Source organism: Enterobacter cloacae complex sp. XAL002 (assembly GCF_049236805.1).
In the GTDB taxonomy this organism is placed as follows: Bacteria; Pseudomonadota; Gammaproteobacteria; order Enterobacterales; family Enterobacteriaceae; genus Enterobacter; species Enterobacter intestinihominis.
Window position 1 is genome coordinate 13,195 of sequence record NZ_JBMKJN010000035.1, and the last position, 22,479, is coordinate 35,673.

Consider the following 22,479-nt stretch of genomic DNA (forward strand, 5'->3'; position numbering starts at 1 on the left):
CCTTATATTGATTCACAAAATCTGGCTGAGATGGAGCTGGCCCATCAGCAGCGGGTTATCGCTGTAGTCGACGGGAATGGCCACCACGGCCGGGCCATCGACATCCATTGCGGCACGCAGCGTCGGTTCGAGCGCGTCGGCGCTCTCGACGGCAAAGCCCTTCGCGCCGAAGGCGTCAGCATAGGCTTTGAAATCGACCGGGCCAAACTCCACGCCGGAGAGACGCTGGTATTTTTTCTCTTCCTGGATCGCCACCATGTTGTAGGCGTTATCCACCCAGATGATGTGCAGCACGTTGGCATTGAGGCGCACGGCGGTTTCCAGCTCCATGCTCGACTGCAAAAATCCGCCGTCCCCGGAGACCGACACCACCTTGCGCCCCGGGTTGACCAGCCACGCGCCAATCGCCCACGGCAGCGCCACGCCCATGGTCTGCTGACCGTTGGAGATCATCACCTGACGCGCGCGGAAGCTGTAGAGGTAGCGGGCGATCCAGATGTGGAAGCTGCCCATGTCGACGGTGAGCGTTACGTCGTTATTCACGATGTCCTGCATGGCGCGCACGATGCGCAGCGGATGCAGGGCAAACTGGTTTAGCGATGCGCCGCGACGGTCGAGGAGGTCACGCTGATGCTGGCGATCGACAAGAATTTCCGAGGCGCGCTGGCTGAGTTCAAGTTTGTGCTCGATTCGGCTGGCAAGCAGATTCAGCGTGGCGGCAATATCCCCGACCAGTTCCAGATCGGGAACATACTTGCGCTCCTCATAGGCGGGCAGCACGTCAATGTGCACCAGCGTCGCGTCGCCGCTGTTCCACATGGACGGCTCGTATTCCACCGGGCTGTAGCCGATGCAGATAATCAGATCCGCCAGATGCAGCAGCCGATCTCCGGCCTGGTTGTTGAACAGGCCGACGCGTCCGGCGAAGCGGGTGAAGTGTTCCTGATTCACCGCCCCGGCGGCCTGATAAGTGCTGGTGACCGGAATGCGGCTTTTCTCCAGCAGCGTGCGCAGCGCGGCGCTGTTCGCGGGCTGGCTGGCCATCAGGCCGAGTAAAATGACCGGGTTTTTGGCGTTCTCGATAAGCTTCGCCACGTCGTTAATGGCGGACTCCGGTGCCGGGCCCATCAGCGCCGGGCCGCTGGCGGGTAAAATCGCCCCCGTGGTGGGCTGGTCGACAATATCCTGCGGCAGGCTGACAAACGCCCCGCCCGGCCTGCCCTGCTCGGCAGCGCGAAACGCGTTCGACACCACCTCGGCAATCGCGTCCGGGGAGTTCACTTCTACGGCGTATTTGGTCACCGGGCTGAACATGGCGACAGTGTCCATGCTCTGGTGCACCAGCTTGGCTTTATCCGCCCGCTTCACCGCCCCGCCCAGCGCGACGACCGGGTCGCCTTCGCTGTTGGCGGTGGCGATGCCGGTGATCAGATTGGAGCAGCCCGGCCCGGAGGTGACCAGCGCGACTCCGGCCTTGCCGGTCAGCCGCCCTACCGCCGCCGCCATAAACGCCGCGTTCGCCTCGTGGCGCACCGGAACGATCTCGATGGAGGAGTCCAGCAGGGAGTCAAAGACCTTGTCGATCTTCGCGCCCGGGATCCCGAACACCTGCTTCACGCCCTGCGCTTCCAGCTGGCCGACAACCATATCGGCGCCGTGCGCCCACTGACGTGACTGTTTCTCACTGTTCACGGTAGTTCTCCTGTTAGTTTTCGACGGCGCGGATAGCCGCATCAAGGTTGCTGGGGTGCAGGTTGGCCTGTAAAAACGCGCTGTCGGCGGGCAGGTCAATCATCAGCTTGTGGATTTCGCCGAAGGTGAGCACGCCGCTCTCCAGCTGATAGTCGAGCAGATGTCCCCCGCCCTGACGGTCGTCGGTGATAAAGTGCTCGTGATAGCCCGCCACGTTGATGCCCTGCATATGCTGCGGGGTGCGGAACCCGACCAGCACGCCCTCGCGCTGGTTAAAGCGGAACACCGGCTGGTCGTCCAGCACGTCGGTCATCGCCCGGTACGGCGGCGTCTGGCGCGGAACGGTGCGGGTATGCGCATGGCGGAAGTTGCCATCGATGCGCAGCGCGCAGAACAGGTTATCGGAGGGGATCTGCTGGTCGATCACGTCGTGGATCTGCTGACGGCTGACCGGACCGTTAAAGGTTTTGCGGTACTGCGGCTGGAACCAGGTCATCACCGCGAACGGCGTTTTTTGCTCCGGCTTCGCGGCGCGGGCGCTGCCGTCGGCGCGCAGCTGGTACACCTGGCTGCTGAAGGCAATCATTTCACCGTCCAGCTCGTTAAAGGTGCCGAGACCAAAATCACCGTGTGCCAGCAGGTCGGCGATCGTCGTCTCCCCTTCGTAGACGCCGCTTAGCAGGGCGCTCATTAGCGATGTCTGATAGATCACGCTGTCAGGATGCTGAGCCGAAAACCCACGCAGGGTCTCGCATAAACTCGCCTCACAGTCGCATGCAGATGAATGCATCATCATGCCCGTCCTCTTCAACTTTATTTATAAAGGTTAAATAAATGTTGACCCGATTCAGCAGAGAGTTCCAATATAGAATCCATGCTGGTTTGAGACGTTTTTGATATGGAACTTCGTTATCTGCGCTATTTTGTCGCGGTAGCACGCGAGCGACACTTCACCAGGGCGGCCAAAGCGCTGGGTATTTCACAGCCTCCTCTGAGTCAGCAGATCAAACGGCTCGAAGAGGAAGTGGGCACGCCGCTGTTCAGGCGCCTGACGCGGGGCGTGGAGCTGACCGAGGCGGGAGAAGCCTTCTATGAGGACGCCTGTAAGATCCTGGCGCTGAGCGACGCCGCGCTGGAGAAAGCCCGGGGCATCGCGCGCGGCCTGAACGGCAGCCTGTCGATTGGCATCACCAGCTCCGACGCCTTTCATCCCAAAATTTTCGCGCTGATTCGTCAGTTTCAGGTGCAGAACATGGCGGTGCAGGTTCACCAGGTGGAAGCCAATATGTCTTCGCTGACGACAATGCTGGCGGAGGGTGAACTGGATATCGCCTTCGTGCGCCTGCCGTGCGAGAGCAGCAAGGTGTTCGAGTTGAAAATCCTCGACCGGGAGCCGATGGTGGTGGCGTTGCATCGCGATCATCCTCTGGCTGCGTGCGATTCGCTGGCGTTAGAGCAGCTTCGGGATACACCGGTGGTGCTGTTCCCCCAGGAGGTCGCGCCGGGACTGTATGACCGCGTTTACGGCAGCTGCGAGCGGGCCGGAGTCGATATGCAACACACGCTGCAATCTTCACAACTTTCCTCTTCTCTGAGCATGGTCTCCGCTGGCGGCGGGTTCGCGCTGGTGCCGAAATCGATGGCCGCTATTTCTCCGCCGAATGTCACCTACCACGCGCTGAGCTCACCGGAGCTTTATACCGATATCGCGCTCTGCTGGCGGCGCTTTGAACGCTCACGGACGGTGAAACGGTTTCTGGCGATGATGAGCGAGGGGGAACGGGAGCAGGGATGAACCTTTTCAGAAACTGCGGACTGTATTGATGGTCAATTTATTGCGAAGCAGTTTTTGAGGCTGAATTTGAAGGGAGTATGGGCAGGCTGCCATATAAAACTCAGTACCATTATCCTTTAAAAATAAAAAACCCGCACAGGTGCGGGTTAATTTTTATCAGTACAGCTTAACTGCTCGGACTATTGTCTTCATCGCTATCGTACGCCGCACTGATATTTAGCGCGGGTTACAGTGGAGAAACGTTTCCAGCTGCTGGACCTTTTGCGCCATTCTCAATGGTAAAGGAAACTTTCTGACCTTCATCAAGCGTTTTGAAGTTGTCGCTCTGAATTGCAGAGAAATGTACGAATACATCTTTGCTGCCGTCGTCAGGGGTGATAAAGCCAAAACCTTTATCTGCGTTGAACCATTTTACTAAACCAGTCATTTTATTAGACATAGATAAATCCTTAATTTATGAGCCACTTAAGCGCGGCGATGATGGCCTGTATTTCGAGAGTTACTTATTTGGCACTTAGGAGGAGGCTCACGAAGAAGGAGTATCTACTGATAACACCTGAACTGAGGACTGCTTTACTAAAACTGCTTTCATAAGGTCTGTATTCCAAACCGATGACGCTATTAAGACACAGCGAAATTTATTGCGCAATGATTATTATTATTTATTTTAACCATTTAAACGCCCGGATGGCTGGTCGCGGTGCCAGACATCGTTCTGGCTTGAGGTCTACCATGTACTACAAAATGTCTACGCTTTCACTGTGCCGGGAGTTTGGGGTGTTTTGTTCACAGGCGGGAAAATCCTCCCGCGCGACGCAGACATCATTAGAAGGGATGCTCAAAATGAAAAGGTCTGCGTAAGACGTAACCGCAGTGCAAACTGTGCCCGGCGGCGCTGCGCTTGCGCGGGCCTACGGGTCGTATCGCGGTGGTTTTGGAGGCCGGGTCGGGCGTAGCCGCCACGCGGCAATGCCCTTCTGGAAGCCGCCTCGCAAACCTGCAAGCAACCTTATGTAATTCAGGGGTATCCCTTTTCATCCTTTCTTCGCGGTTTTAAAGTGCCTGCGTTGCGGCACATCCGTAACCGGGCGTAGGAACCCGTTAGCATAACATGACACTTTTCTGCACGACGAGGATGCTAAATGGCTACTACACCTAACTTTTCTTATGCGCTCTCTGAAGAAAGCGCTGTTCATCAGCTCATCAACGCTTCAATTTCCGATTTTGCGGATCTTTTCGAGCTGGCTGATACCTGCGCCGCGTATGTCAGCGTGCTGGTGGAAACTGGCGACACAGTGACGTTTGCCACGCTCTGTGAGCGATTGCTGGCTGCGTTGAAGCGGCTGCGTGAATGCTGTGACTCGGAGCTTCCGTCGTATCTGTTTGAGCAATTGATTGCAGGGGAAAAGATGACCTCCTGCGTGCCGGACTGCTGGCAGGAAACGGTGTTGCAGGTGGATTATGCCGTGGCGTTAACGCTGGCGGTGATGGGCGGGACACTGCCTGCGAGCGTGGCGAAAGAACTCACCGGGCTACTGCATGATATGGTCTGGCTGCTAGCAGAGTTTGTGAAGGAGCCGTATATAACGACGCACTGAGGCGGGTGATGGGAGGCCGGAGTTCTGCTGGGTAAGAAGCTGATCCCCGGCCTTACGCAAAATTTAATGTTGTTTTTGAATGTCTGGTAAGAGCGAAGAGCGGACAAAGTAGCAGAGGGAAAGCATCAATGTTAATGTCCGGAAAGTTCATGTTAAAACTCTGTATGACATTTTTCATCGACGATTAAAAAGGGCTCTTAATGGCTACTGTTGAGGTATTAAAAGTAAAGTATCCAGGCGCAGATGCCTGGCAAATGGGAGACAGCCCGGAACTGGCCAGCGAGCTTGCGGACCTGATTAAAAAAGGGATTAAAACGGCCTCCTGCGGATCCTTTGCCTCTTACCAGCAAGAAAAGTCTGCCCCGAGGATTGGAAGCTATAACATTATCCTTGATGGCCTGAATGCCCCGGTCTGCGTGACCCGGCTGGTTTCAATGCGACTGGTGCGTTTTTGTGATGTGACTGAGGAGTTTGCCCGCAAAGAAGGTGAAGGCGATTTAAGCCTTCAATACTGGCGAAATGAGCATCAGCGATTTTTTACCCGCGAAGGTCATTTTTCTAAAGATATGGAGTTGATCGCAGAAGAATTTGAAGTGGTTGAAGTGCTGTAAGACGAGAGAGTCCGGCTGGCGTCTGCTGCTATTAATAACAATGTCCGCTCCTGGCACAAAGTGGACATTTCTTTCACAGTCACCTCTTACAGTGTTCGCACTCATTAAATGATCGCCTTTATCACGAGCAAATGAAAACTGCAATCCATGACAGTTCCCACATTCTCAACCCGCCGACCACTACCTTAAATGTTTCCAGTCTGGAAACAAGGGGGCAAAAATGCCCGCAGTCTCAAGAGCGCCTTTCGACGCGGCCACCAGACATTTTCCTATTCAAGAACTCGCTCTGGAAGATCTTTACTGGGTACTAAAAGGAGAGCACTACCCATCACCAGACGACATGCGAAAGCGCTTCCCCAGCCGGGAGAGGATGAAATACCGGGAAAAATGGTGGGTCATTGACGTAGGTGGCGGGTATTTAAGAGTAATGTTATTTACTGATTTTGAGCGCGGAAAGCTCTTCATCAAACACACCAGCACTCACGCAGATTATGACAAGCTCACGGACCTCTACCGGAGAAAGAAAGAATGAACTTTTCAGCAGCCATCAAAGCGGCAAACGATCTAACAAGGGAGCTCCCTTTCCTGGGCTCAAGCCCGTCGCGACAAGATTATGAGGATGCTATGGGGTTGGTGGAGTATCTAATTGAGCATGACCCCGATAGTCCGCTGGTAGAGATGCTCACCGCTAAAATCGATAAATACGAAAACGAGTCTCCGGAGTTTGCAGAATTTAACGCGCGTGTTGCCAGCATTCCGTCAGGCGTTGCGTTATTGCGAACGCTGATGGATCAGTACCATCTCACTCAGAGCGATTTCGAAAACGAAATAGGTAAGAAGTCTCTGGTGAGTCGGATCCTCAACGGACAGCGCACGTTAACGCTGGATCATATGCGCGCGCTGGCGAAGCGTTTTGGCGTGCAGGTAAGTGCATTTGTGGGGAATTGATGAGGATAGAATTCTATTAGGTATTAAGTAAAAAGCGACACAGCTATTCTGTTCGCCGTTGAACGTTGGCTCAACAATTGTGCCATCTGCTCGAAATGGATCAGCATCACCATACAGTACGGCAAACAGGCTAGCCATGTCGCGTCTAAAACCTTACGGTAATTGTAGAGGCACATCATCATCGCAAGACTCTCGCCCCCTAGGTTTCTTTGTATCAAAACAAAAGCATTACCTAAACGTCCTGGGAGGATGAACCTCCCATTTCAATCATTTTTTATCTAAACATGAGAAACCGAAGTCAATATATCCCTCTGCACTGATCACTAGACACCATTTATTTTACCTATCAAAAAAATAATGATGCTGAGGAATATTTTCTATAGCCACATCAAAAAATAAAAAGAACTGCGCGGGATTCAATCTGACAGAAAAATCAAGAGACGAATCATTTATATAGTAAATCTCATCACTATTTGAAATCACGTCATGAACATCAGTTTCATGAATGAATTTCTTTATATCTACCAACCAATCCTTATAGTCTCCATGTAGTTCTAAAGACCTATGAGCACTGGTCTTTGACCAGTCAATTTTTGAACCAGCCCAACTATAACTATCGGATAACTCATCCGCAATGTGTTCCCAGTCATCCACAATTTCTGGTTGTTCAGGAAGCAAAGATATTTCCTTCCTGATTTCATCATCGAGCGTCATTAAGAGCCTCTCCATGGTTTTGATGGCATCATTGAAAATCATATTAATTCTAACAATATTAACAAAATCATTATCAATTATTTTTTCCTTTACATCATTTAACATAAATGACCTATTAAAATATTAAGGTTTCGTGAAATGCCTCACCAAAATTAGAACTTTCTGATGCGCCGCATCAGCATTTCGAGTAAACGGTGTTTGTAAATTCTCTGCTGATGCCTGGCTTCTGGTGGAGGAAATCCAAGAGTCACGCGAATGCAGAGCACCTGCAATATGTTAGGCCGGTGTTATTTTATGCTAAGCTGTAGTACTTATTTTTTTATCCGCTCACATACTCTCGCGTTTCCAGGCGTCACCGCTCTTATGACGGTATTACCATTACATAACCCCACAGAGCAAACCACCCCAGCGGATACAGTGCATACTGAAAAAGATTCCACCCTGCATTCAACCCAAGCGGATCCTGCACAATTAACTGCCCAACCTGTAGGTCTTAGTAGCGGAACAAGTAATTTCTTCTCAGTTTCAGTCTACACTTCAAAAGGATACAATGAGATATTTTTTATGGCTGTTGAAAACGAAACAAATTTACTACCACCTGGGTAGGACTCAACATCTAAAAAAATGATCTGACCACCTAATGAAACAGTTAAAACCCCGTCACTCTCATAAGAGATGACCTGAGAAACAAATAACATTCCATCACCATCCACCTTGATTTCAGGTGTATCCTGACAAACATCATTAATATTCAAGCCCCATTTAAAAATGTCATCTACATCAAATTCGACATTATAACTACCCCTTACTTCCGGTGGTTCACCACACCATACAGCCACTCCATTGCCTAAAGGTGAGGTGAACTCAACTTTATTCCTATGAAGTTTTGATACTGTTATTTTTGTCATTTTAGTGACTGCATACTCACCACAATATTATTGACGTTCATTACGTTACTTACAGGATCACACATTATGCTTCTTCATGGCAATTATGCATTCAATGCTATTAAAGACCAATATATTTTATATTTCACTCATTCCTCCATTGTTCATTTATTAAACCACCAAGTATTAATTAATCATAAACCAACCGGGAGATTTTACCTCCCGGTTTCAAACCTAAACTTTTCTTAATATATTCTTTATATCAAAATTACTTTTCGGTGAAAGTTTAGGAAGATCATTCCATTCTTTTTCGTCGATTGGAAAAACATTCCCGTAAAAATCTTTCTTTTTGCAAGAGTCACCAATACCGAATGCAAAATAAACATCATCAACATTATCGGGGGAATAATTATCTTGGTGTCCAATTATTCTCCAATCACTTTCTGGTTCAATTTTCTTATCCAGTAGAGAATAGGTATCTATAATCAGTGGCGAAATGATTCTTTTAGCATTCTCAATTTCACCCTCGGTTATTTTAGGTGTATCAGATAAAATATCAAAAATTTCAGCTATATGCCCTACTGACATTAATGACATAATACGGCCAAAACGATACATCCCTCCATCAACCTTGAAACAAAATACATCGCCAGGCTTAACATAGCGAAGCATGGTTCTTGGTTTTTTCTCCCATGCCCAAAATTTAAAATTACTCATCCGCACCTCTTTCCTTTTCTGCCTGAATCATTTTTCTTTATGCTGTATTCTGCTTCAAAAGCCTGTCCTCTTCCGTCTGTACGTCTATGGTCAAATGAATTGTATTTATTCCCGCGATTAGTCGCAGAAATATCTTCACCTATAGTTCCGGTACGAGTTTTATATTCCTCTATATAATATTGTTCGTAACCTCTAGCTTGTGCATAGGTCACATTCTCATCTAAAGGAAGCAACTGAGCACCCGGAGTTAATCGCCCAGAATCCCTATGTTCTCCCGCTCTCCTGAGAAGATCATCAGTTATACCAACGTAATAAGGTTTTGATGCTCCCGGATCAAATAATCCATAAACGTTATATCCTGTAGTATCTAAGGCCGTTAATCCAAGGGGATCAATCCACCCCAACGGGTTCGGCGCATACTGATAAAGGTTCCACCCGCCATTCAGCCCAATCGGATCCTGCACAATAAACCGCCCGACCTGCGGGTCGTAGTAGCGGAACAGGTTATAGTGCAGTCCCGTCTCACCGTCAGCGTACTGCCCGGCATAGCGAAGCGGCTGGTGTGCCATCGCTGTGCGATTCACAACCCGTGAGAACCCTTCGCTCTGATGGCGCACTTCGCCAAAGCTGCCGTACTGGCCGCTCCAGCGCACCGCGCCGCGCTCGTCTGTGACCTCCAGCGGCGCGCCGTTCAGATCGGTGTTGAACCAGTAAATCTCACCGTTGCTCTGGTCACGAAGGTGATCCACCCGCGCCAGCGGGCTCCAGGCTTCATTCGGGTCGTATACATAGGTGCTGCGCAGCCCGCTCTCCTGCTGCTCCTGCAACAGGCGGTAGCCCTGCCACAGGAAGCGGGTGTTGGTGGTGCCGTGCGTCGTGGTGACGATTTTGCGCGTACGGCGGCCCAGCGCGTCGTAGTGGTAGCGCGCCTCAAACCGCCCTTCCGGCCCGGTTCCCCGGGCGGATACCAGACGGTTCTCGGCGTCATACGCATAATGCTGTTCATACAGCCCGTTGCGGGGGCTGACCAGGTTGCCCCAGTGGTCGTATTTCATAAACAGCGCCTGCCAGTGCTGCAGGCGGTTATCCGTGACCGGTGCCGCATCGTCACTGGCGGCGAGGTTATCCGCGGCGTCATAGCTGAACTGCGCGCGGCTGTGCCCCTGTCGGGCCTCGTAGTGCTCAGCAGACGCCCGGCGGCGTCATGACGGTAAGCAACCTCATCGCTTTCAATACCCAGGGCAACGCCTTCGGCGGTTGGCGTGCGGCGGATGCGGGTAATCTGGCCGCTCAGGTCGCGGAAGTAGCGGTTTGCATAAGACAATCATGCTACCGCCACACCCTGATAAATTAAGCTATCTGCACGATACTTATGTTACTTTCTAAAAAGTAGGTTAAAAAGAAAAAACTTACTCAAAGTATCCTGCTTTTTAAGGTCGACTTTGTCGGCATTACCTATTCCAACCGTAAACCAAAATCTCTGCCGGACATACACGCAAGCCCAACTTGCCCCCTCATGAGCAACTGACTCGCAGAGAAGGGATTTGAGACCGGGCGCAGCGTCACAATGAATATTTCGAACAGCTATATTTTTCTGATAGCGGATAATTATGATATGCAGGAGCTATCCAAGTAACATAATCTGACAAGACATATGGTGTAAAACTTCCCCAAAATTAGAATAAAAAAGGACTTGAAAGATAAGAAGATCTTTCCAGTCCTTTTTTATTATTAAGTTAGCTAATTTATAAAAAACAACCTTACCATTCTTTCAGATTATCAACTGAATCAACCTCTTGAAAACTAATTCCATTTTTCTTACAATATTCAACAGCTTTATCCCATATATTACCATCAAAAACAATTACACTCCCCCCAGCGACAGGAGTAAAAAACCTGTAAAAAAGAAATTGATAACCTTTTTTTATTAAAGAATTTATTACACTTACATCAGCACCACCATAATCATCATAAAGATTAAGTAGTTCAGGTTTCTCAGGGAAATTCTCTTCAGGTAATCCTTTATTAGTTCTTAACTTATTTTTCAGAAGCATCTTGCGATACTCCGTCAGTCGCTTATTCACTTGTTCATTATTGTTGCCATAAAAATAAAGCCCTTTTCTACTTAGGGCTGAGCAAGCATCAAGATTTTGCCCCTCTTTATTAAAACACATAAGATTAGTAAATAAAGAGGACAATAGCCCCTTCGATTTTTCAGTTAAAAAATCATAAGGACCATATCCATTACTATCTATATTATATTGATAGCAAATACAATAAGCCTCCGATGGTAAATCAGTTTTGAAATGACCTGATTGAACTATCCATTCGGAAATAGGAAATTTAATTAATTGCTCAGGCATATTATTTACCATGTAAAAATCACCTCATTACCTTTAGGGTCAATCGCATGCACATGACCATTAGAATGATGCTCAGACATACCAGTTTGACTAGCATCCGGGTGGCCGTCGGGATGCTCAAACCAATGATTTTTCTAATTAGGATTACGCCTACCTGGTAGCAGATAAACCTAAAGAAGCTTTTACCAAAAAGCTAAAGGAATAAAATCTTAACTCAGTGTTAATATTATTAAAGCATCACGACCGTAAATCATATCATATTTTTTTCTAGTGCCTTTACATTCATGTCAACGATATCCCGTCGTGTCTATAGAATTACAAACTTAACCAGTTGAAACTATGCATCTTAAAATATTAACATTTTGGCGGAGATAGAATCTTAAACACGGGCGAGCAATTATTAAATTATAAAAAAATATATTTTTCTGAGACATGATATTAATACCATGATTAATTGAAAGAAATTTTATAAAAGCAATTAAAAAATTAAGAAAAAAAAGCATTCCGAATAAAAAACCATCAATATTATATAAGCCGGAAATAATTAATATTAACCCGGCTTTTATTAATCATTTATCTTTACGAGTACTGCCAAAAACCAGCTATGATATTCCCGCCAGATATGTTTTTATACAAATACAAAGCACCGTAACCAAAGATGTAATCACCATCAAGCAATGCATCTGGATAATAATCTTCATCTATCTGCATGAAAAATTCATAACCATCTTTTTGCAAAGCATCAAAATAATAATCTTCCGATTGTATTAATCTTGCCTCTTCGGTTTTAGTGATAAAGTCAAACTCTTCACTTTCAACCTTATCATACCCAACGATAACTGCCTTATTAATGTGTTTTATCGTAAATGCATCATTATTGCTTTCATCAGAATGCGTGTGCGTAAAAATTTTTACTGAACAATTAGGGTAGATGTTTTTATCCATCATATCATCATATCGTTCAGGAGTAAGTATCGTAATATACTCATGTGCCTCATCAGGATTCTGAACTGTCAAATAAAATTTATAACCCCGCACAATATCTAGTTTATCTATAAAGAATTCAGGGATATTTCCACCAATCCGCCCAATGACATTACCATCAGGCAGGGTACTTATTTTAGCGATAAGATTAGATTTTAACATTTTGTCAACCCATTTTTTCTGGCAAACCCAATAGACTCTTCTCTAAGTTTCATTGCCGTTTCTGTGGCAAATTCCTTAGCGTTTTGACGTTCCCAACCTCTGTTATTCACCAAGTCTTCGTAAATACCTCTTCGAGTAATTGCAGTATTCCTGTTGATATTCTGCAATGCGGACTGGTTTTTTAGTACATTAGGATTATGCAATCCATATTTGGCCTGTAATTTGGATATGGTTTTATGCATAGCGTTTTCTTGCAAAGCTATCGCTGGGTTGGTAGTTGCAATACCAGACATTCTACCTTTTATTATGCCATTATTTCTTAGCCAAGCATTTTGTAATAACTCATGTGCAGTTAAACCGTCTTTTGCATGGACGGGGCTTCCATAGCCTGCGATTCCAAATTCGTTTATTAAACCCAGCGGATCAATCCACCCCAACGGATTCGGCGCATACTGATAAAGGTTCCACCCGCCATTCAACCCAATCGGATCCTGCACAATAAACCGCCCGACCTGCGGGTCGTAGTAGCGGAACAGGTTATAGTGCAGTCCCGTTTCACCGTCAGCGTACTGCCCGGCATAGCGAAGCGGCTGGTGTGCCATTGCCGTGCGGTTCACAAGCCTTGAGAACCCTTCACTCTGATGGCGCACCTCGCCAAAGCTGCCGTACTGGCCGCTCCAACGCACAGCGCCGCGCTCGTCGGTCACTTCCAGTGGCGCGCCGTTCAGGTCGGTATTGAACCAGTAAATCTCACCGCTGCTCTGGTCACGAAGGTGATCCACCCGCGCCAGCGGGCTCCAGGCTTCATTCGGGTCGTATACATAGGTGCTGCGCAGCCCGCTCTCCTGCTGCTCCTGCAGCAGGCGGTAGCCCTGCCACAGGAAGCGGATGTCGGTGGTGCCGTGCGTCGTGGTGACGATTTTGCGCGTGCGGCGGCCCAGCGCGTCGTAGTGATAGCGCGCCTCAAACCGCCCCTCCGGCCCGTTTCCCCGGGCGGACACCAGACGGTTCTCGGCATCATACGCATAATGCTGCTCGTATAGCCCGTTGCGGCGGCTGACCAGGTTGCCCCAGTGGTCGTATTTCATAAACTGCGCCTGCCAGTGCTGCAGGCGGTTATCCGTGACCGGTGCCGCAGCGTCACTGGCGGCGAGGTTATCCGCGGCGTCATAGCTGAACTGCGCGCGGCTGTGTCCCTGTCGGGCCTCGTAGTGCTTCAGCAGACGCCCTTCGGCGTCGTAGCCGTAGTCCACCTCACCGCGCAGGGTGTCGCTTACGCCGGAAAGCTCACCGCGCGCGGTGTAGCGGTACAGGCGTTCCAGTAGCGCCTGCTCCGGTAGGGTCACGTCCGTGCTCACTTCGCTGCGCTGCAGGGTGCGTCTGCCGAGGCTGTCATACTGGCGGAACTGCTCGCGCGCGCCCTGGGTGCGGCGCACTTCGCGGTGCAGGCGGTCGCGGGTGAACTCGGTCACCAGCTGCTGCCCGAAGCGGATGGCGCTGACGTGGCCGGAGCCGTAATGCAGCCAGGCCAGCTTTTGCTCGCCGGGCAGCGTCAGGCCGGTCAGGTTGCTCAGGGCATCCCATTCGTAGCCTACCGCGCCGTTAATGCCGGACTCGCTCAGCACGCGTCCGGCGGCGTCGTGGCGGTAAGCGATCTCATCGCTTTCGATACCCAGGGCAACGCCTTCGGCGGTTGGCGTGCGGCGGATGCGGGTAATCTGGCCGCTCAGGTCGCGGAAGTAGCGGTACTCCGCGTGGCGCTGAGTGCGCCCGATCAGCAGCCCGCTGTCGTCATAGCTGAACTGCTGGACGCGACGGGCGATACCGCCGTCGGCGGCAGGCCGTCCGTTTTCTTCGAGCGCGCAAAGGAACCCTCGCGCGTCCCATTCCATATGGCGCACGGTCTCGTCCGGGCGCGTTTCGCTGAGCGGGCGGCCCACGGCGTCATAGGTGAAGCGGTATTCCGCCCCGTTGCCGTTATCGAGTCGCAGCAGGTTACCGCGCGGGTCGTAGCGCCACTGGCGCACGCGGCCAATACGGTCGGTGAGGCTGACCGGGAGGCCGAGCGCGTTATAGGCCCAGCTCACCTCGCTTTCCAGCGGGTCGCGCCAGCCCGTGAGCTGGCCGCGTTCGTTCCACACCAGCGACTCGCGGCTGCCGTCCGGATGGATCACGGCGCTGAGCAGCCCGGCACGGCTCCACTCCCGCCGCGTGATATTCCCTTCTGCATCTTCGCTGGCAATCAGCTGCCCGAAGCGGTCGTAGGTGAAGCGGGTGACGCTGCCGGAGCAGTCGGTGCGCTGCGTCAGCAGCCCCTGGTGGTTCCAGACCAGGCGCACCACGCCGCCGATGGCGTCGGTGATGCTCTCCGGGAGGAATTCTTCATCATCGGGATAGCGATACGCGGTGGTGCTACCGGCCGGATCCGTCTCCGACAGCAGGCGACCGCGAAGGTCGTACATGGCCTGCGATGAGGTACCGTCCGGGTACACCGTGCGGGTGATGCGGTCGGTCAGGCGATGCCAGTGATACTCCGTGCGGCGGCCCGCCGGGTCCGTCTCGCTGGTCATGCGGCCGTATTTGTCCCACGTGCTGCGGCGCATCGCCCCGCCCGGCAGAATGACGTGGCAGAGCTCGCCGTCGCGGTAGACAAACGTCGTCTGGCGACCGTCGTAATCCGTGAAGCGCGCGACGTTGTCGTCGTCATCCACCAGCCAGTGCGCCTGCGCGCCGTCTTCGCGGGTCGCGCGGCGGGTGCCGTTCTCAAAATCGTATTCGAACGTCAGCCGTTCGCCGCCGCTATGGCGGAAGCCGACCACGCGCGGCAGGCCGTCAATCTCCCGCCAGCGGTATTCGCTCAGCAGGCCGTTGGCGTCCTCATGAGCGCTCATCAGCCCGTCCTGCCAGCTGAAGCGTCGGCGCACGCTACCGCCCCGGCCGGTCACGGAGACCAGCTGGCGCTGTTCATCATAAGCGTAACTGACCAGGCAGATCTCGTCATCCAGCCAGGCGCCAACGAGCCTGTCGCGGTCGTAGCGGCAGACCACGCGCTGGCCCGCACAGTCGGTCAGGGCATGCAGGGTATTATTCGCATTCCACTCAAAGAGGATATCGTTGCCGCAGGGTTCGGAGAGGCGCTGGAGCAGCGACGGGGCATCATCCCGCAGCGGCGCATAGTGCCAGCGCTCGCCGCTGACGTCATACACCGACCAGCTGTCGTCCTGGTGATGTTCAAGCCAGTTTTTTTCGCTTTCGCAGTAGGAGCGCATCCCTTTCGGGACCTTCGGGAAGGCGACGTAATCGCCGGACGGTGCGCGCCACACCAGGCCGTCCTGATAAGGCTCCAGGCGGCTTTCCCAGAACAGGCTCCATCCGCGGCCCAACACGCTGTCGCCGGGATTGCCGCTGCGCCAGTAGCGCTGCCAGCGCACCGGAAGACGGGAAGGCAGGACGAAGTCCAGCTCATCACCCCCGCTGAGAAACTTCTGTCCGCTGACGATATCCACCGGGCGGGCGATGATCCCCGCGGCCGCCACGCCGGTCATCAGCGTGCCGGCGCGACAGGCGATACGGGCCAGCTTGTTGATGCCGGGGATTTTGCCCAGCAGCTTAGAGAGCGCTCCGACTTTGCCAGCGGCACCGCCCCAGCCGCCGAGCAGACCGGCAAACAGCAGGGTAAGATCGGAGACCTTGTAGAGCCACTCGGGGACTTCAGACTGAATGGGGAGGGTTTGCTGCGGATCGCCGCCGATAATGACGTTGTCCGAACCGGTCATCACCTTCGCGTCGCAGGTGGTGCGATCCCCAATGCGGGACGCTGGCTGGCTGTTAATGGAGACACGCTTAGAGCCTTCGGCCATCTGCTGCGAGCCGTCGTCAGAACAGTCGACGGTGCTATCGGTGGCAAGCGCGGCGGGTTTACCGTTGATAAACACGTTGGGCGAGCCGGAGGTGATGACGCCTTTCTTCGTCATGCTGGATGCCCCGGCGTCGGCGATGCTGTCCCTGGCGGCAGTCGCCAGCTCCCCGGTGTAATACCCCACGGCCAGACTGGCGCCGACAAGCAGGACGCCCACGCCAATACAGGATGCGCCGAGACCGGCAATAAACATGGCCCCCGCCAGAATGCCCCCGGCTGCGGCAATCAGGCCACCGACAATCGTTCCGGCAATCATCCCGGCCAGCGCACCGGAGTGGCCGATATCATCACCAACGCGTGCTGCTTCAAACATAACAACGGTCCCTGAAGTTAATGGTGGAAGCGGAAGCTCCTGAGAAGATCGCCAAACAGCGCGCCGTCGGCATCGCCCAGCGCGCGGGTGCAGGTCATAGTGAACACCAGGATTTTATCGCCGTCGACGTTAAACACGGCCTGCTGCTGCCAGATGCGTTTCCCGTCGCGCAGGTAGCTGGCATGGACGGTTTCACCCTGTAAAAGGCTGTCGCCCAGCGTAGCGGCGCTGCGCTCACCCTGCTTCCAGCCCTTGATGTGCTTTGCCATCAGGGCGAGCTGGCGATCGATATACGCGGCAAGCGCTTCGCCGGGGTTGAGGGCATCGCGGGAAATGTTGAACGCGGGCGCATCCGCTGCAGGCGGCGCGAAGACATTGACGGTACGGTCCTGATAGCCCTCAGGAAAAGCAATCATTCCTTCATTAAACAGGCACTGCGAAGATGGTTCTGACATTGAGCGGGTCCCACCACATTTTTTCAGAAGCGGTAAGTTTCGCATATGTGTTTAAGGCTGACTATCCCCAGATTATTGCTCCACCGTCACGCTCGCCGAACGGAAAAACAGCGGCCGTTAGCCCGGCCCCTCGCCCCCCGCCGCCAGCAGCGGCACCACCACGTCGCTAATGGGCACCGCAATACCATGCTTGCGGCCATAGCGCTGGATCACGCCGTTACGAATATCCCACTCCATCGGGCGTTCGGCCTGACGGTCGGCAAGGATCGACGTGCCTAAATCCTCGGGCGCACGTTGGAAGTTCGCCAGAATCTCCTGGACCACCGCATCGTCCAGCTTCGCCCCCTCAGCGCGGGCGACGGCAAGCCCCTCGCGCAGGTAAGCCAGCGCCAGTTCGCTGATATCCTCGCGTCTGAACATCCCGGCGCGGCGGTTGGCCAGCACCATCAGCCCGGCGACCGCGTTTTGCAGCAGCTTGCGCCAGGCGACGGTGGTGAAATCTGTCGAGAGCTCAACATCACAGCGCGTCCCGCGAAGCGCCTCGACCACCCGCTGCGCCTGCGGCACATCCGGTAGCGTCAGACGCGGTTTTGCCCGCAGCCAGACGGAGGCGTCCGGCTCGCGCTGCGCCGGGAACCAGACCACCGACGGCAGCACCGTTGCGCCGTTGACCAAAGGCGCAAGCTGGGCTTTCTGCTCCACGCCGTTTTGCAGCGCGCAGACCACGGTGTTTTCATCGCACAGGGCGCGCAGCCACCCGGCGCTGTCGGCATTTTGCGTCGTTTTTACCGCCACAAAAACGAGGTCTACGGGGCGGGTAATGACGGTGGGATCGGTGAGTACCGGACCGGGCACCACAATTTCATCCTCATCGTGACGCAGGCGTAATACCGGATGCGCGGTGCGACCGCACAGCAGCGGCGTACGGCCCGCGTCATGCAGCACCGCGGCAATGGTGGTGCCAATCGCACCGGGACCAATCAGCGCAATGGTTGGATAGTCAGACATGGGTCACTCCCCTTTTGCTAAGCCTGCTATCAGTTATACCACCCTGAAAAGAGCGCGCCACGCCCATTGTCTATACTCAACACATAACAGACAACGGAGTGCGCCATGCCCTTACCCGATTTCAAGTCCTCTGAACCTTATACCCTCGGCATTGAGCTCGAACTCCAGGTGGTTAACCCGCCGGGTTACGATCTGAGCCAGGACTCCTCTGCCCTCATCGCCGCCGTCAAAGACGACATCAAAGGGGGCGAAGTCAAACACGACATCACCGAAAGCATGCTCGAAATCGCCACCGGCGTATGCCAGACCATCGACCAGGCGGCGGCCCAGTTCTCCGTGATGCAGCAGAGCATCCTGCGGGCGGCGTCGGAGCAGCACATCCAGATCTGCGGCGGCGGAACGCACCCGTTTCAGAAGTGGCAGCGGCAGGAGGTGTGTGACGACGAGCGCTATAACGTCACGCTGGAGCGCTTTGGCTATCTGATTTTGCAGGCGACGGTGTTCGGCCAGCACGTGCACGTGGGATGCCGAAACGGGGACGACGCGATTTACCTGCTGCACGGCCTGTCGCGCTTCGTGCCGCACTTTATCGCCCTCGCCGCGTCGTCGCCTTATATGCAGGGCACGGACACCAAGTTTTCCTCGTCGCGGCTCAACATATTTTCCGGGTTCCCGGATAACGGCCAGATGCCGTGGGTCAACAGCTGGCAGGAGTTCGAGGGGCTGTTCCGCCGCCTGAGTTCCACCAGCATGATCGACAGCATTAAGGATCTGCACTGGGACATCCGCCCCAGCCCGCACTTTGGCACCGTGGAGGTGCGGGTGATGGATACGCCGCTGACGCTCGGTCACGCCATTAACATCGCCGGGCTTATTCAGGCGACGTCGCACTGGCTGCTGACTGCGCGGCCCTATAAGCATCAGGAACGGGATTTTCTGCTATACCGCTTTAACCGTTTTCAGGCCTGTCGCTACGGGCTGGAAGGCATTCTGACGGACGTGCATACCGGCGAGCACAAAACCGTGGCGGAGGATATCGCCTGGCTGCTGGAGCAGGTTGCACCGTCGGCCGAGAAACTCGGCGCGACGAGCGCCATCAAGGAAATTGCCCTGCTGCTAAAGCAGGGCAAGAGCGAGGCGCAGCGCATGCGGGACTTTATCGCCGATGGCGGCTCGCTGATTTCTCTGGTGCAGAAGCACTGTGAGCTGTGGGCGACGAGTCCGTAAGGCCGTGCCCCCATTCGCGAAGGCGCTGGAACAGCACGAACAGCGCCGGGATGAACACTATCCCCACCACGGTGGCTACCAGCATGCCGCTGAACACCGTGGTGCCAATGATACGGCGGCTCTGGGCACCCGCCCCGGTCGCCAGCATCATCGGCAGGACGCCTATGATGAACGACACGGCGGTCATCATTACCGCGCGGAAGCGGCGCGATGCCCCTTCCCGCGCGGCATCGACAATCGCCATTCCGTCCATACGACGGGCGCGGGCAAACTCCACAATAAGAATTGCGTTCTTGGCGGCGAGGGCTATCAATAGCACCAGACCAATCTGCACGTACACGTCGTTGGCATAGCCTGCCAGCCACAGCCAGACCAGCGCTCCGCCGATGGCGAACAGCACCGAGAGCATCACGCTCGCCGGCAGCGTCCAGCTCTCATACTGGGCGACGAGGAACAGCCACGCCATCACCACCGCCGCCAGCACAATCCATATCGCCTGATTCCCGGTCTGCTGCTCCTGATACGACATGCCGCTCCAGGCGTAGTCGTACCCGGCTGGCAGGTTTTCCGCCAGAATCTCGCCCATCGCTGCCATTGCGGTGCTGCTGCTCACCCCTTCCGCTGCCGAGCCGCTCACCGATACCGACGGGAACTGGTTGTACTGCTGAATAAATGGCGCGCCGACGGTCGGCGTGATGGTGACGAGGTTGCTCAGACGCACCCGCTCGCCGCTGTTGCTGCGCACGAACAGCTCGCTGATTTGCTCTGCGCGCTCGCGCCACTGCATCTCGTTCTGCATCACCACGTGATAGACGCGGTTGTTGACGCTGAAATCCCCGGCGCGCGTGCCGCCAAAGGCGGTTTGCAGGCTGCTGAAGATGCGCGACACCGGCACGTCGAGGCGGGCCGCGCGCTCACGGTCAACGGTGAGCGTCATCTGCGGCACGTTGCTGCTCCAGGTGGTGAACACGCGGCTCAGCTGCGGGTGCTGGTTGGCTTTCGCCAGCACCTCGCGAGTTACGCGCTCCAGCTCCGCCGGGCTCTGCCCCGCCTGTGCCTGAATGCGCAGATCGAAGCCGGAGGCGTTGCCCAGCCCCGGCAGCGTCGGCGGTGCAAAGGTCATGATGGTGGCTTCCGGCAGGGCCAGCAGCTGGCGCTGAAGGGTGCCCATCACCTCATCCAGCGGCGGACGCTCGCTCCAGTCTTTGAGCATGATGGAGATAAACCCGCCGTTCGATGCGCTGGTGCCGTTGAGGATGTTAAACCCGGAGACCTGAATCACGTCTTCCACCGCCGGGTTTTTAGCGATCAGCTCGCGCGCGGTGGTCATCACCGCTTCGGTGCGCTCCAGCGAGGCTGCCTCCGGCAGCTGGACGCTGGCGAAGAAGTAGCCCTGATCCTCCTGAGGCAGGAAGCCCTTTGGCATCGACATAAAGCTGAATACCACCACCGCCGCCGCGCCTGCGGTGGCCAGCAGCGCCAGCCACGGACGGAGGTTGAACACGCTCACGATCCGGGTGTAAAGCGTGCGCGTGGCGTCCAGCCCGCGGTTGAACCCACGGAAAACGGCGGCGGGCTGTGCCGGACGCGGGCGCAGCAGCATCGCGCAGAGCGCGGGCGTCAGGGTCAGCGCCACGAGGCTTGAGAGCGTGACGGCGGTCGAGAGCGTCACCGCGAACTGGCGGTACAGCTCGCCCACGATCCCCGGCAGGAGCGCCACCGGTACAAACACCGCCAGCAGCACCAGCGTGGTGGCAATCACCGGCCCGGCAATCTGACGCAGCGCCAGCGCGGTCGCCGCCGTGCGGCTCTGCCCTTCCGCCATCAGCGTTTCGACACTCTCCACTACCACGATGGCGTCATCCACCACCATGGTCAGCGCCAGAATGATGGCGAACAGACTGAGCGTGTTCGCGGAGTAGCCGAGCGCGTAGAGCACCGCAAAGGTGCCCACCAGCGACACCGGAATGGCAAGGGCGACAATCAGCGTCGCGCGCCAGCTTTGCAGGAACAGGGACACCACGACCACCACCGCCAGCATCGTCAGCGCCAGCGAGACGCCAATCTCTTTGATGGTAGCGGCCACAAACGAGGTGGTGTCGAATTTGACTTCATAGACCAGATCGTCCGGGAAGCGCGTGGATAACCGTTCCAGCTCCGCGCGCACCGCATCGGCCACGCGCAGGGCGTTAGCGGACGGCGTCGGGTAGATGCCAAGGTAGGCGGAGTCATGCCCGTTCAGCTGCGCGCCCGAGCTGTAGCTGCGCGAGCCAAGCTCAATGGTGGCGACGTCCTTCAGGCGCACCAGCTGGCCCATCTCCCCGGTGCGGATAATGATGTTGGCAAAGTCGTCGGCCTGGTTTAAGCGCCCTAGCCCGTTGATGGTTAGCGTCTGCTGCTGGCCGTTAAACACCGGCGGCGTGCCGACCTGGCCTGCCGCCCCCTGCACGTTCTGCTCGCGCAGCGCCTGCGCCACGTCATCGCTGGTCACGTTCAGGGCATTCATGCGGTCCGGACGCAGCCAGATGCGCATGCTGTAGTCGCGCGCGCCAAACATCTGTACCTGCCCGACGCCCGGCAGTCGCGACAGCGCCTCGCGCACCTGGGTGCTGGCGTAGTTGCTGACGAACAGCGGCGTGTGAGTGTTATTTGGTGAGTAAAGGCTTACCCCCATCATCAGGTTGGTGGCGCGCTTGCGCACCTGCACGCCGTTTTGCTGTGCCTCGGTCGGCAGCTGCGCCACGGCCTGCGCCACGCGGTTCTGCACGTCGATGGCGGCGAGATCCGGATCGGTGCCCGCCGCAAAGGTGATGTTCAGGCTATACGTGCCTTCGTCCGAACTGGTGGACTCCATATAGAGCATATGATCCACCCCGTTCAGCTGCGTCTCCAGCGGCGTGGCGATGGCCTCCGCCACGTCAGCCGAGCTGGCGCCCGGCCATGACGCTGACACATTCACGACCGGCGGTGTGATCTGCGGGTACTGCTCCACCGGAATAATCCTCAGCGCGATGGCCCCCAGCAGGGTGATGACCAGCGCAATCACCATCGCAAAGCGCGGGCGTTTGATGAAAAACGTCAGCATG

18 protein-coding genes and 1 pseudogene are annotated in these 22,479 nt (G+C 54.7%); 6 read left to right on the plus strand and 13 right to left on the minus strand.

Translation table 11 applies throughout. The features are described 5' to 3' along the window. Nucleotides 1–12: 12 nt before the first annotated feature. Nucleotides 13–1,692 (minus strand): acetolactate synthase AlsS, encoded by a 1,680-nt coding sequence (alsS, locus tag ACOT0L_RS22280; RefSeq protein ID WP_126504317.1) that lies wholly within the window; start codon nucleotides 1,690–1,692, stop codon nucleotides 13–15. A 13-nt stretch (nucleotides 1,693–1,705) separates the two neighbouring features. Further along, nucleotides 1,706–2,485 (minus strand): acetolactate decarboxylase, encoded by a 780-nt coding sequence (gene budA, locus ACOT0L_RS22285; protein ID WP_088581799.1) that lies wholly within the window; start codon nucleotides 2,483–2,485, stop codon nucleotides 1,706–1,708. A 105-nt stretch (nucleotides 2,486–2,590) separates the two neighbouring features. On the opposite strand from budA, the gene ACOT0L_RS22290 reads away from it, so the two are divergent. Next, on the plus strand, nucleotides 2,591–3,487 hold the full coding sequence (locus ACOT0L_RS22290; protein ID WP_023305644.1) for a LysR family transcriptional regulator: 897 nt from the start codon (nucleotides 2,591–2,593) through the stop codon (nucleotides 3,485–3,487). A gap of 226 nt (nucleotides 3,488–3,713) precedes the next feature. On the opposite strand, the gene cspE is transcribed toward ACOT0L_RS22290, so the two are convergent. After that, complete coding sequence (gene cspE / locus ACOT0L_RS22295; RefSeq protein ID WP_022647355.1) at nucleotides 3,714–3,926, minus strand: transcription antiterminator/RNA stability regulator CspE; 213 nt, start codon at nucleotides 3,924–3,926, stop codon at nucleotides 3,714–3,716. A gap of 703 nt (nucleotides 3,927–4,629) precedes the next feature. On the opposite strand from cspE, the gene ACOT0L_RS22300 reads away from it, so the two are divergent. The 4 genes from ACOT0L_RS22300 to ACOT0L_RS22315 all read left to right on the plus strand — a co-directional run bounded on the left by ACOT0L_RS22300 (nucleotide 4,630) and on the right by ACOT0L_RS22315 (nucleotide 6,644). Next, complete coding sequence (locus ACOT0L_RS22300) at nucleotides 4,630–5,085, plus strand: hypothetical protein (protein WP_126504315.1); 456 nt, start codon at nucleotides 4,630–4,632, stop codon at nucleotides 5,083–5,085. 200 nt (nucleotides 5,086–5,285) lie between these two features. Further along, a complete protein-coding gene (locus ACOT0L_RS22305; protein ID WP_023299534.1) occupies nucleotides 5,286–5,696 on the plus strand; it encodes an ASCH domain-containing protein in 411 nt (136 codons plus the stop codon). 220 nt (nucleotides 5,697–5,916) lie between these two features. Beyond that, entirely contained in the window at nucleotides 5,917–6,228 is a 312-nt protein-coding gene (locus ACOT0L_RS22310; protein WP_045623285.1) for a type II toxin-antitoxin system HigB family toxin, read from the plus strand. After that, complete coding sequence (locus tag ACOT0L_RS22315; RefSeq protein WP_045623284.1) at nucleotides 6,225–6,644, plus strand: helix-turn-helix domain-containing protein; 420 nt, start codon at nucleotides 6,225–6,227, stop codon at nucleotides 6,642–6,644. Before ACOT0L_RS22310 ends, ACOT0L_RS22315 begins: the two co-directional genes overlap by 4 nt. A 339-nt stretch (nucleotides 6,645–6,983) precedes the next feature. Here ACOT0L_RS22315 and ACOT0L_RS22320 read toward each other — a convergent pair whose 3' ends face one another. The 9 genes and pseudogenes from ACOT0L_RS22320 to ACOT0L_RS22360 form a co-directional block, all read right to left on the minus strand. Further along, entirely contained in the window at nucleotides 6,984–7,463 is a 480-nt protein-coding gene (locus ACOT0L_RS22320) for a type IV secretion protein Rhs (RefSeq protein WP_260473331.1), read from the minus strand. A 425-nt stretch (nucleotides 7,464–7,888) separates the two neighbouring features. Then, the gene (locus ACOT0L_RS22325) at nucleotides 7,889–8,266 is read right to left on the minus strand and encodes a hypothetical protein (protein WP_108367280.1); all 378 of its coding nucleotides are present in this window, start codon (nucleotides 8,264–8,266) and stop codon (nucleotides 7,889–7,891) included. A 213-nt stretch (nucleotides 8,267–8,479) separates the two neighbouring features. Continuing rightward, on the minus strand, nucleotides 8,480–8,962 hold the full coding sequence (locus ACOT0L_RS22330; RefSeq protein ID WP_063139119.1) for an immunity 26/phosphotriesterase HocA family protein: 483 nt from the start codon (nucleotides 8,960–8,962) through the stop codon (nucleotides 8,480–8,482). Then, nucleotides 8,959–10,166: pseudogene (locus ACOT0L_RS22335) on the minus strand (RHS repeat-associated core domain-containing protein); the annotation flags it as partial. The gene ACOT0L_RS22330 and the pseudogene ACOT0L_RS22335, both read right to left, overlap by 4 nt. 556 nt (nucleotides 10,167–10,722) lie before the next feature. After that, a complete protein-coding gene (locus ACOT0L_RS22340) occupies nucleotides 10,723–11,337 on the minus strand; it encodes a hypothetical protein (RefSeq protein ID WP_126504311.1) in 615 nt (204 codons plus the stop codon). A gap of 567 nt (nucleotides 11,338–11,904) precedes the next feature. Then, nucleotides 11,905–12,471, minus strand: coding sequence for a hypothetical protein (locus ACOT0L_RS22345; RefSeq protein WP_126504304.1), 567 nt, complete (start codon nucleotides 12,469–12,471; stop codon nucleotides 11,905–11,907). Then, on the minus strand, nucleotides 12,465–16,703 hold the full coding sequence (locus ACOT0L_RS22350; protein WP_260473330.1) for an RHS repeat-associated core domain-containing protein: 4,239 nt from the start codon (nucleotides 16,701–16,703) through the stop codon (nucleotides 12,465–12,467). Before ACOT0L_RS22350 ends, ACOT0L_RS22345 begins: the two co-directional genes overlap by 7 nt. A 17-nt stretch (nucleotides 16,704–16,720) precedes the next feature. Further along, nucleotides 16,721–17,158, minus strand: coding sequence for a DcrB-related protein (locus tag ACOT0L_RS22355; protein ID WP_048965638.1), 438 nt, complete (start codon nucleotides 17,156–17,158; stop codon nucleotides 16,721–16,723). 117 nt (nucleotides 17,159–17,275) lie between these two features. Continuing rightward, complete coding sequence (locus tag ACOT0L_RS22360; RefSeq protein WP_368995178.1) at nucleotides 17,276–18,166, minus strand: oxidoreductase; 891 nt, start codon at nucleotides 18,164–18,166, stop codon at nucleotides 17,276–17,278. A gap of 105 nt (nucleotides 18,167–18,271) precedes the next feature. On the opposite strand from ACOT0L_RS22360, the gene ACOT0L_RS22365 reads away from it, so the two are divergent. Continuing rightward, nucleotides 18,272–19,393: a YbdK family carboxylate-amine ligase gene (locus ACOT0L_RS22365; protein ID WP_022647338.1), complete on the plus strand. Its 1,122-nt coding sequence runs from the start codon at nucleotides 18,272–18,274 to the stop codon at nucleotides 19,391–19,393. Here the strand turns inward: ACOT0L_RS22365 and ACOT0L_RS22370 are convergent. After that, nucleotides 19,323–22,478: an efflux RND transporter permease subunit gene (locus tag ACOT0L_RS22370; RefSeq protein ID WP_023305632.1), complete on the minus strand. Its 3,156-nt coding sequence runs from the start codon at nucleotides 22,476–22,478 to the stop codon at nucleotides 19,323–19,325. The two genes, ACOT0L_RS22365 and ACOT0L_RS22370, sit on opposite strands and share 71 nt — an antisense overlap. Nucleotide 22,479: the final 1 nt, after the last annotated feature.

What these genes read in the sequence shown, in the direction of transcription:
- budA (WP_088581799.1), bottom strand. Translation starts at nt 2,485, where the DNA reads ATGATGCATTCATCTGCATGCGACTGTGAGGCGAGTTTATGCGAGACC.
- ACOT0L_RS22290 (WP_023305644.1), top strand. Translation starts at nt 2,591, where the DNA reads ATGGAACTTCGTTATCTGCGCTATTTTGTCGCGGTAGCACGCGAGCGA.
- cspE (WP_022647355.1), bottom strand. Translation starts at nt 3,926, where the DNA reads ATGTCTAATAAAATGACTGGTTTAGTAAAATGGTTCAACGCAGATAAA.
- ACOT0L_RS22300 (WP_126504315.1), top strand. Translation starts at nt 4,630, where the DNA reads ATGGCTACTACACCTAACTTTTCTTATGCGCTCTCTGAAGAAAGCGCT.
- ACOT0L_RS22305 (WP_023299534.1), top strand. Translation starts at nt 5,286, where the DNA reads ATGGCTACTGTTGAGGTATTAAAAGTAAAGTATCCAGGCGCAGATGCC.
- ACOT0L_RS22310 (WP_045623285.1), top strand. Translation starts at nt 5,917, where the DNA reads ATGCCCGCAGTCTCAAGAGCGCCTTTCGACGCGGCCACCAGACATTTT.
- ACOT0L_RS22315 (WP_045623284.1), top strand. Translation starts at nt 6,225, where the DNA reads ATGAACTTTTCAGCAGCCATCAAAGCGGCAAACGATCTAACAAGGGAG.
- ACOT0L_RS22320 (WP_260473331.1), bottom strand. Translation starts at nt 7,463, where the DNA reads ATGTTAAATGATGTAAAGGAAAAAATAATTGATAATGATTTTGTTAAT.
- ACOT0L_RS22325 (WP_108367280.1), bottom strand. Translation starts at nt 8,266, where the DNA reads ATGACAAAAATAACAGTATCAAAACTTCATAGGAATAAAGTTGAGTTC.
- ACOT0L_RS22330 (WP_063139119.1), bottom strand. Translation starts at nt 8,962, where the DNA reads ATGAGTAATTTTAAATTTTGGGCATGGGAGAAAAAACCAAGAACCATG.
- ACOT0L_RS22340 (WP_126504311.1), bottom strand. Translation starts at nt 11,337, where the DNA reads ATGGTAAATAATATGCCTGAGCAATTAATTAAATTTCCTATTTCCGAA.
- ACOT0L_RS22345 (WP_126504304.1), bottom strand. Translation starts at nt 12,471, where the DNA reads ATGTTAAAATCTAATCTTATCGCTAAAATAAGTACCCTGCCTGATGGT.
- ACOT0L_RS22350 (WP_260473330.1), bottom strand. Translation starts at nt 16,703, where the DNA reads ATGTTTGAAGCAGCACGCGTTGGTGATGATATCGGCCACTCCGGTGCG.
- ACOT0L_RS22355 (WP_048965638.1), bottom strand. Translation starts at nt 17,158, where the DNA reads ATGTCAGAACCATCTTCGCAGTGCCTGTTTAATGAAGGAATGATTGCT.
- ACOT0L_RS22360 (WP_368995178.1), bottom strand. Translation starts at nt 18,166, where the DNA reads ATGTCTGACTATCCAACCATTGCGCTGATTGGTCCCGGTGCGATTGGC.
- ACOT0L_RS22365 (WP_022647338.1), top strand. Translation starts at nt 18,272, where the DNA reads ATGCCCTTACCCGATTTCAAGTCCTCTGAACCTTATACCCTCGGCATT.
- ACOT0L_RS22370 (WP_023305632.1), bottom strand. Translation starts at nt 22,478, where the DNA reads ATGCTGACGTTTTTCATCAAACGCCCGCGCTTTGCGATGGTGATTGCG.